The sequence below is a fragment of the Candidatus Angelobacter sp. genome (assembly GCA_035607015.1).
Lineage (GTDB): Bacteria > Verrucomicrobiota > Verrucomicrobiia > Limisphaerales > AV2 > AV2.
Window position 1 is genome coordinate 1 of the sequence record DATNDF010000077.1, and the last position, 9,223, is coordinate 9,223.

Annotated in this window: 5 protein-coding genes; all 5 read left to right on the forward strand. The window is 62.0% G+C overall.

All coding sequences use genetic code 11. From position 1 onward, the window contains the following. On the forward strand, nucleotides 1-291 hold a 291-nt coding region (locus tag VN887_03095), incomplete at its 5' end, for an ATP-binding cassette domain-containing protein (protein HXT38987.1). A gap of 130 nt (nucleotides 292-421) precedes the next feature. After that, nucleotides 422-2,899, forward strand: coding sequence for an ABC transporter permease (locus VN887_03100; protein HXT38988.1), 2,478 nt, complete (start codon nucleotides 422-424; stop codon nucleotides 2,897-2,899). A 22-nt stretch (nucleotides 2,900-2,921) separates the two neighbouring features. Next, nucleotides 2,922-5,339, forward strand: coding sequence for an ABC transporter permease (locus VN887_03105; GenBank protein ID HXT38989.1), 2,418 nt, complete (start codon nucleotides 2,922-2,924; stop codon nucleotides 5,337-5,339). Then, entirely contained in the window at nucleotides 5,332-7,761 is a 2,430-nt protein-coding gene (locus tag VN887_03110; GenBank protein HXT38990.1) for an ABC transporter permease, read from the forward strand. Before VN887_03105 ends, VN887_03110 begins: the two co-directional genes overlap by 8 nt. Then, on the forward strand, nucleotides 7,754-9,223 hold a 1,470-nt coding region (locus VN887_03115), incomplete at its 3' end, for an ABC transporter permease (protein ID HXT38991.1). The genes VN887_03110 and VN887_03115, both read left to right, overlap by 8 nt.

The following is a 9,223-nucleotide window of genomic DNA, read 5'->3' on the forward strand; positions in this document are numbered from 1 at the left end:
GCCGGCCATTACCCGTCGCAGCTTTCCGGCGGCCAGCAGCAGCGCGTGGCGGTCGCGCGCGCGCTCGGAGGCAAGCCCTCCATTTTGCTCGCGGATGAACCCACCGGGAACCTCGACTCGAAAAACGGCGAGGCGGTAATGGAACTCCTGCGCGAATTGCACCGTGAAGGCGCAACGATCTGCATGGTCACGCACGATCCGAGGTTCTCCCGGCACGCCGAGCGCAACGTGCATCTGTTTGACGGACGCATCGTGGAAGAAAGCGTCGAAGGAAAACCGGCGACGGAATGACAACGAACAAATGCGAATTGCACCGAAGGCGGGCGTCCAGTCTCCGCGGATCTGCCGCGAAGGATGGCGGACGCCTTCGGATCCCGATAACGACGCCGCCCTTGGCGAATCCAGATCCTAAATCGAAAGTATGAACGATCTGAAGTCTGCCCTCCGCCAGTTGCTGAAGAACCCCGGATTTACTGTCGTGGCGGTGCTCACGCTCGCGCTCGGCATCGGGGCCAACACCGCCATCTTCAGCATCATCAATGGCGTGATGCTCCGGCCGCTGCCGTATCCGGAACCGGACCGGCTCGTCACACTATGGGAGCGCAGCCCGCAACGCGGCGTCGAGCAGGAGCGGGTCAGTGGCCCGAACTATCTCGATTGGCGCGCGCAAAACACCGTGCTCGCAGACCTCGCCGTCAGTCCGGGCTGGGAGGGGGTCGAAGACTTCAATCTCGTGTTGCGCGACACGACGACGAAGGTCCGCGCGAGTTATGCCTCGGCCAGTTTGTTCACGACGCTCGGCACGAAGCCCCTCCTGGGTCGCACGCTACTGCCCGACGAAGATCTCAAACAGGGCAATCGCGCCGCGGTGCTCAGCTACGGTTTATGGCAGCGACATTTCGGCGGCGACTCGAATGTCCTCGGACAAACGCTGACTGTGGACACGTATGGCCGGCGCGATTACGCGATCGTCGGCGTGATGCCGCCAGGTTTCGGCCTGCCCGGCCGGTGTGAACTGTGGCTGCCACTCGGCTGGATGGGCGTGACGCTCACGGAGCGCCGTTCGGCGCACTGGCATAACGTCATTGCGCGACTCAAGCCCGGCGTCGCGCTGGCGCAGGCGCAGAGTGAACTCAGCGCGATACAGGGGCGTCTGAAAGAGGCCTACCCCGGCCAATCGATCGGTTCGGAAGTCGCCGTGGTGCCCCTGTTGCAGCAGGCGCTCGGGCGGAACCTCCGGACCGCGTTGATGGTGTTGTGGGGCGTCGTGGTCGGCGTGCTGTTGATCGCCTGCGCGAACGTCGCCAACCTGATGCTCGCACGCGCCTCGGCGCGGCAGAAGGAAATCGCGTTGCGCCTCGCACTGGGTGCCGGGCGCTGGCGCGTGATGCGCCAACTGCTGATCGAAAGCGTCGCGCTGGCGGTCCTCGGCGGCGGACTCGGCGTGTTGCTCGGCTGGTGGGGAGTGCAAATCTTCGTCGCGGTCGGCCCCGGCTACATCCCGCGCCTCGATGAGGTGACGCTCGACCGCACGGCGCTCGGGTTCACCTTGGGCGTCTCTGTGTTTACGGGTGTGTTGTTCGGTCTTGCGCCTGCGTGGCAGTTCTCGCGGCCGGACCTCAACGAGGCGTTGAAGGAAGGCACACGCGCGGCGTCCGCGGGGACGGCGGCGGGCCGGACGCGCAACCTGCTGGTGGTGGCGGAAGTCGCGTTGTCGGTGGTGCTTCTGGCCGGCGCGGGATTGATGTTGCAAAGCTTTTCCCGGATGCTGAGCGCGGACCGCGGATTCCGGCCCGAACATCTGCTGACGGCGGAACTCGACTTCTCCGTGTCCGGCTTTACGACGTGGGTTCGCCCGACCGCGACGCGGCCGCAGGTGCCGTTGCGTGAATTGATGGAACGGTTGCGCGCCTTGCCCGGCGTTGAAGCCGTGGGCGCCGGCAGCCGCCTGCTCCGACGCCAGAACCAGCCGCCGGCGCAAACCATTTCTATTCGTGGACGGCCGATGCTCAAGCCGGAGGAACAACCGACGGCGGAGTTCAAGGGCATTACGCCCGACTGGCTCCGCGCTCTGGGCGCGCGTCTGCAGCGAGGACGCGACATCAGCGAGGCCGACGCGCTGGAGTCGCCCGGCGTGGTGCTCATCAACGAGACGCTGGCCCGGCGTTACTTTCCGAATGAAGACCCGATCGGACAGCGCCTCAGGATTGGCACCGAGCAGCCCCCGTTGAACGCGACAAATGTGTACGGTCTGCCCGAGTGGAGCGAAATCGTCGGCATCGTCAGCGACGTGAAGTCGCTGCATCCGCACCCCGAGGTGGTTCCGGAAGTGTATCAGTCCTACTGGCAATATCCGATGCAAAGTCCGACCATCTTGGTGCGCACGACACGTGATCCGGCGGCGCTTGCCGAGTCCATCCGGCGCGAGACGAAAGCGGTGATTCCGAATCTGCCGCCGCCATTGATTCGAACGATGGACGACCTGCTTTCGGAAACCGTGGCGCAACCGCGCCTGCAAGCCGGGTTGCTGGGTCTGTTCGCCGTCGTGGCGCTGCTGCTGGCCGCGGTCGGTCTCTACGGCCTGTTGGCGTATCTGGTGACACAGCGCCAGCGTGAGATCGGGGTCCGCGTGGCGCTTGGCGCGGAAAAGCGGCACGTGCTCTCGCTCGTGATCGGGCAGGGGATGAAACTGGCGCTTGCCGGCATTGCCATTGGCATCGTCGCTGCGCTGGCATCCACACGCGTCATCCGCGGCCTCCTCTACGGAATCGCGCCAACCGATCCCGCGACCTTCGCCGCTGTGTCGCTGGTTCTCGTCATCACAGCTCTGCTCGCTTGCTGGTTGCCCGCGCGCAAGGCGGCTCGTGTCGAACCGATGGTGGCTCTGCGGAATGAATGATGGCTCGCAAATTCCATTAAGCATGAAAGACCTCAAATTCGCCTTCCGCCAGTTGCTGAAAAATCCCGGCTTCACCGCGGTGGCGGTGCTCACGCTCGCGCTGGGCATCGGTGCCAACACCGCAATCTTCAGCATCATCAATGGCGTACTGTTGAAACCATTGCCCTATCCCGAATCGTCTCGTCTCGTGGCGTTGTTCGAGAACCATCGGGAACAGGGACAGGATTTCGTGCCCCTGAGTGCGCCGGCGTTCACAGACTGGCGCGCACAAAGCACCGTGTTCGAGGATCTGGCCGCTTACCAGCCCGGCGGATTTGATCTCACCGGCACGGGCGATCCCGCACGGCTGTTTGGCGTGCGCGCGTCGGCCAGCCTGTTTCCGCTCCTGCGCGTTCGACCGCTGCTGGGACGTGGCTTCACTGAGGACGAGGACAAGTCTGGTGGGAATCGCGTGGTGGTATTGGCGCACAAATTGTGGCGGGAACGCTTTCAGAGCAACCGGGACGTGATCGGGAAAAGCATCACGTTGGACGGCAATGTTTATTCCATCATCGGCGTGATGCCTGCGGAGTTTCGCTTCGCAGGAATCGATGCGGATATCTGGCTGTCCATGGCATTTCAACCCTTCGAGATAGAGAACCGCGGTGGCCACAACTACAAGGCGATCGGCCGTCTCAAACCCGGCGCAACGCTGGAGCAGGCCCGCCGGGAAATGAACGTCATCGCCGGACGTCTCTCGGGCCAGTACGAGCTGTCGCGCGGCTGGGGCGTCACGGTGTTCCCGTTGCAAGAACAGATCGTGCGGGGATCGACGCGGTCCCTTTACATCTTGTTTGGTGCCGTTGGCTTCGTCCTGCTCATCGCTTGCGCAAACGTCGCGAATCTGTTGCTGGCCCGCGCCTCGGTGCGAACGCGCGAGTTCGCCATTCGCGGAGCGCTCGGAGCCGGACGTTCGATCATCGTCCGTCAGTTGGTATTGGAGAGTTTGCTTTTGGCTGGCCTCGGCGCGCTCGCCGGCTGGTTTCTGGCAAATTGGGCCCTGGCCGTAGTGCTGAAGATGGGCGCCGCGGGATTGCCGCGGTTGGAGAATGTGCGACTGGACGGCGGAGTGGCCGTGTTCGCCGTCTTGGTGACCTTGGCCGCGGGAATCGCTTTCGGACTCGCGCCGGCCTGGTTCGCTTCTCGCATCAGCCTTGGAGAAGTCTTGAAGGATACGGCCCGCGGTTCCACGTCAGCTCGGGGCCAGTGGCTTCGCGGAAGCTTCGCCGTGGTTCAGCTTGGTTTGGCCATCGTGCTGGTAGTGGGTGCGACCCTGATGCTGCGCAGCTTTGGACGCATTCGGACGCTCGATCCGGGCTATCAACCGGACCACATTCTTACGGCCTCGCTCACGATGCCGGACGACCGGTTTCCCGGCAATGACGTCCGCGAACGCGAGCCATTTCGCAAGGCGTTTCTCGCCCGGGTCGTCGAACGCGCCGCCGCCCTGCCAGGCGTCGAATCCGCCGCGTCGGTCATGGGCATGCCACTGACGATCATTGGCGCAAGCTCTCAGGTCTTCGTGCTGGGTCGGCCCGAGCCGAAACCTTCGGAGCCGCAGGCGGCCGGCTACTCGCAAGTCAGCCCCAATTATTTCCAGACGATGGGAATTACGCTTCTTCGAGGAAGACATTTCGATGGACGCGACTCGGTGGACGCGCCGTTCGTCGCCATCGTGAACGAATCTTTCACCCGCGTCTTCTTTCCAAATCAAGAACCCATCGGCCAGCGGCTCCGCATCATGGACAGCTATCGCGACCGGCCCACCGAGATTGTCGGCATCATTCGCGATACCCGGCAACGGGGAATCACCGCGAACCCGGGTCCGGAGATGTATTTCCCCGTGGCACAGAGGTGCTGGGCCAACGGCCAGATCGTGCTGAAGACAAAGGGCGATCCTGCCGCGATGATCCCGGCACTCACCAAAGCCGTGGCAGACCTGGACTCCCGGCAGCCGCTCTACTTCGTCAGGGCACTGTCTTCGCTGATGGAGGAATCAACCACTCAACAGCGGCTGCAAACCGTGCTGTTGTCCGTCTTCTCTACAATCGCGCTGATTCTGGCGCTCGTCGGTGTCTATGGAGTGATGGCCTGCGCCGTGGCTCAACGACACCATGAGATCGGTGTGCGGATGTCCCTGGGCGCGCAACGACAGCAGGTGCTGGCCATGATCATGGGGCAGGCAATGAAACTGTCCGCCGTAGGAATCTTGCTCGGTTTGGCGGCTGCATACGCGCTGACCGGGATGCTGCGCAGTCTCCTCTTCGAAATCAGCCCCACCGATCCGCTTACGTTTGCCCTGGTTCCCTGCGTGCTCGCTATCGCCGCACTTGCGGGGAGTTGGCTGCCGGCGCGCAAGGCGGCTCGCGTCGATCCAATGGAGGCATTGCGCCATGAATGATCTCAAATTTGCTTTTCGCCAGTTGCAGAAGAATCCCGGATTCACCGCCGTGGCGGTGCTCACACTGGCCCTTGGTATCGGAGCCGCCACGGCGTTGTTCAGTGTTGTCTATGGCGTCTTGATCAGCCCGTATCCTTACGCGAGGCCCGGTGAAATCTGGACGCCGGGCCTCCACAGTGCCAGCGCCAACCAGAGAATGCGTCCTTACCGGCCGAATGAATATCTGCAAATGACCAAGCTGTCCGCCTTTTCAGATGTCATGGCGACGGGTCCGGGAAACGTTCTTTTGACGGGCGAATTTGATCCCGAAAGCATTCGCGCAATCCGCGTTTCCGGCAACGCGTTTCAATTTCTCGGCGTGCCACCGTTATTCGGCCGCACGATCCAGCCGTCGGACATTCGTCCGACCGGCGAGCCGGAGTTGGTCACGGTGCTGAGTTTCCGCCGCTGGCAAAAGCTCTTCGGCAACGATACCAACATCCTCGGCAAAACGCTGCGGTTGGACGATCAGCCGCACACCATCATTGGCGTCATGTCTCCGCGTTTCGGATGGTGGACCGATGACGGAGTCTGGCTGCCCATGGGGATTGATTCACGTGATCAGCGGGGAGTTTTCCCGATCATTCGATTAAGCCCGGGCGTCTCATCCGCCGCCGCACAACAGCAGTTGCACGCTCTGCAACTGGAGCTGGCAAAAATGAATCCGTCCGGGTTTCCCAAAGATGAGTTTGCCACGAGCCTGACCAATTATCTGGACATCACGGCGGCCAGTGGCGAGATGCAGCGAAGCCTGCAGTTGCTTCTCGGCGCCGTCGGATTCCTGCTGTTGATCGCCTGCGCCAACGTGGCCAATCTGCAGCTTGCCCGCGCAACGTCGAGATCGCGTGAAATGGCGATCCGTCTTTCAATCGGCGCCGGACGCAGTCAGATAGTGCGGCAGTTGTTGACCGAGAGTGTTCTTGTGTCGCTGCTGGGCGGCGCGCTCGGCCTGTTGTTCGCCTTCTGGATCACCCGCCTGATGCTGTTGTTGATGCCCGGCTTTTACGTTCCGAACGAGGCCCGGATCGAGGTCAATGGATACGTTTTATTTTTCAGTCTGATCATCTCGGTGGTGACCGGAATCCTCTTTGGGCTGGTGCCCGCTCTTCAATCATCACGGCCCAATCTGGTCGAGGCGCTGAAGGACGAGTCGCGAGGTTCCGCGGCTTCAGCCGGGGGAAAGACGCGATCATTGCTGGTGATTGCGGAGGTGGCCTTGTCCGTGGTGCTGCTCGTCAGTGCCGGTCTGACGATCCGGAGTTTTGTCGCGTTGCAAAAAGTTGAGCTGGGCTTTCGCCCCGAACGGGTGATGACTGTGAACCTGCCCCTGCCACCGAAACATTACGCGACCTGGGATCAACGCAATCGCTTTGCCGAAGAATTGCTGGAACGCGCCAAAAATCTTCCCGGAGTCCAGGCGGTAACGATCGGCAATGGCGGGCTTCCTTTCGGCGGACCCTCCTCCGCCTTTGCCATCGAAGGCCAGACGGATACCGAGGCGCGCCAGATCATGCTGCAACTGGTCAGTGCCGATTACTTGAGCACTGTTGGTGTTCCGCTCCGGCAGGGACGCATGTTGACGGAGCGGGAGATCAAAGGCTCGCAAAACGTCGCGGTCATCAACGAGGCGGCGGTGAAATTCTGGGCGGCCGGAGAAAATCCCATCGGTCGGCGTCTCCGTTTGGATTTGTTGGAAAAGCCGGGAGGTCCGGTACTCACACCGACGAATTCCTCGCCTTACGTCACGATTGTCGGTGTGGTGGGCAACACGCGCAACGACGATCTACGAAACGACCCGCAACCGGCGGTTCTTTTGCCCTACACACTTCTGGCGCCGCCGGGACGTACTCTCGCCCTTCGCACCCGTGGTGATCCGAAATCACTCATGAACGCCCTGCGAATGCAGGTGCGCGAGATGGACAAGGAACAACCGATCAACGGCCCGACCACGTTCGAGGAGGAAGTGGGCTTTCGAACCGCGCAACCCCGCTTCATCATGGCGTTGTTCAGTCTGTTTGCGGCGCTCGGTCTCGCGCTGGCGCTGGCCGGCATCTACAGCGTTCTTTCCTATCTGGTGACTCGCCGGACGCACGAAATCGGCGTGCGCATGGCGCTCGGCGCCCGGCGCGGAGATGTGCTCCGTTTGATCTTCAAAACCGGTGGCAGGCTCGTGGGCCTCGGGCTGGTCGTGGGAGTCATTGCCAGTTTCGGCGTCGCCCGGATGCTCGGCAGTCAGATCGAACTTTTCCAGGTGCGGGCTGCTGATCCCGTGTCGTTCCTGGGCGTGATGCTGCTGCTCGGCGCAGTCGCGATGGTGGCGTGTTACATCCCCGCCCGTCGGGCCACAAAAGTGGATCCGATGAACGCTTTGCGTTATGAATGATCTGAAATTCGCCTTTCGCCAACTGCTAAAGTACAAGGGCTCGTCGCTGCTGGCCGTGTTGATTCTCGCGCTGGGCATCGGCGGAACGACGGCCGTGTTCAGCGTCGCCGACAAGGTGTTATTGAACCCGATTCCCGGCCGCAACGCTGATCGGCTGATCACAATGGCAGAAGTAGATGTCATGCATGATTCTCACTGGAACGCTTCTCCGCCGTTGATCCAGGAGCTGACCACCTGCTCCAATCTGATTGATTCGCTGACCTACTGCTTCCAGGGAGCGGCGGAAAGGAAGTTCCCGGTCGCTGAAAAGGTCGTCAAACTCCATGGCGCGACCGTGGCACCCAACTTCTTCGACCTGCTCGAGCTGCGACCCCTGGCAGGTCGAACATTCTTCGCCGGAGAAGGCCGCGACGGAAGCGCGCCGACGATTGTGGTCAGTGAGGGATTCTGGCGTCAGTACTTTGGGGCCGATCCGGGCCTGATCGGACGAAGCATCGAATTGGATGGAAAGGCTCACCTGGTGATCGGCATCATGCCATCCAATGTGCAATTCCCGTTCGGCGCAGGATACAGCCAGTTCTGGATTCCCCATGTGTTTACGGGCGAGGAGATCAGCAGCGATTGGGCGGCAAGAAACAGAGTGTGGCAGCCGATTGCAAGGCTTCGTGAAGGTGTCAACCTGCCTTCGCTTCAATCAGTGCTGGACGCGGTCGCCGCGCGTCGCGCGCCGTCGGTGAGCGAACCCAACCAAAGGTGGACAATCCAGGCCATGCCGGCCCGGCATAGTTTCAGCAGCGAGCAACTGCAGAAAACGGTCTGGTGTCTGTTGGCGATGATGGGGGCGCTGTTGCTGATCGCCTGCGCCAATGTCGCCAATCTTCTCCTTTCCCGCGCGCTTTCCCGTCGCGGCGAGTTCGGTATTCGCATGGCCATTGGCGCCCGGCGGCTGCGCCTCGCGCGGCAACTGTTCATCGAGGGCTTCACGCTCGCCGGAATGGCGGCGGCCCTGGGAATCTTCCTTGCCTGGGGCGGCATCAAAGCGCTGGAGCAGTTTTACCTGACCCAGCTTCCGCGCATCAACGTCATTGGCTTGAACTGGGGCGTGCTCGGCATCGCCTGCTTCGTGTCGGCGCTGGTCGGCGTTTTGTTCAGCACCGCTCCGGCGTGGCTGGCGGCACGAATCAATGTGAACGAGACGCTGAAGGAGTCGGGTCCACAACACAGCGGCGGGTTTTTGCAACGGCTGTTTCACGATGGCCTGGTTGTGATTCAGGTCTGTCTGGCGGTGGTGCTGCTCGCCGGAGCGGACGTGATGACTCGAAGCGTCGTCAACCTGCTGCGCGTGGATCCGGGATTGGAAGCGAAGGGGCTTTACCGGGTTTACTACGATGCGATCGATTACATGAACCAACCGGCCTACGACTTCGAGGGGGCGCTTAAGCGAGGAGTGCCGCGAAGCCAG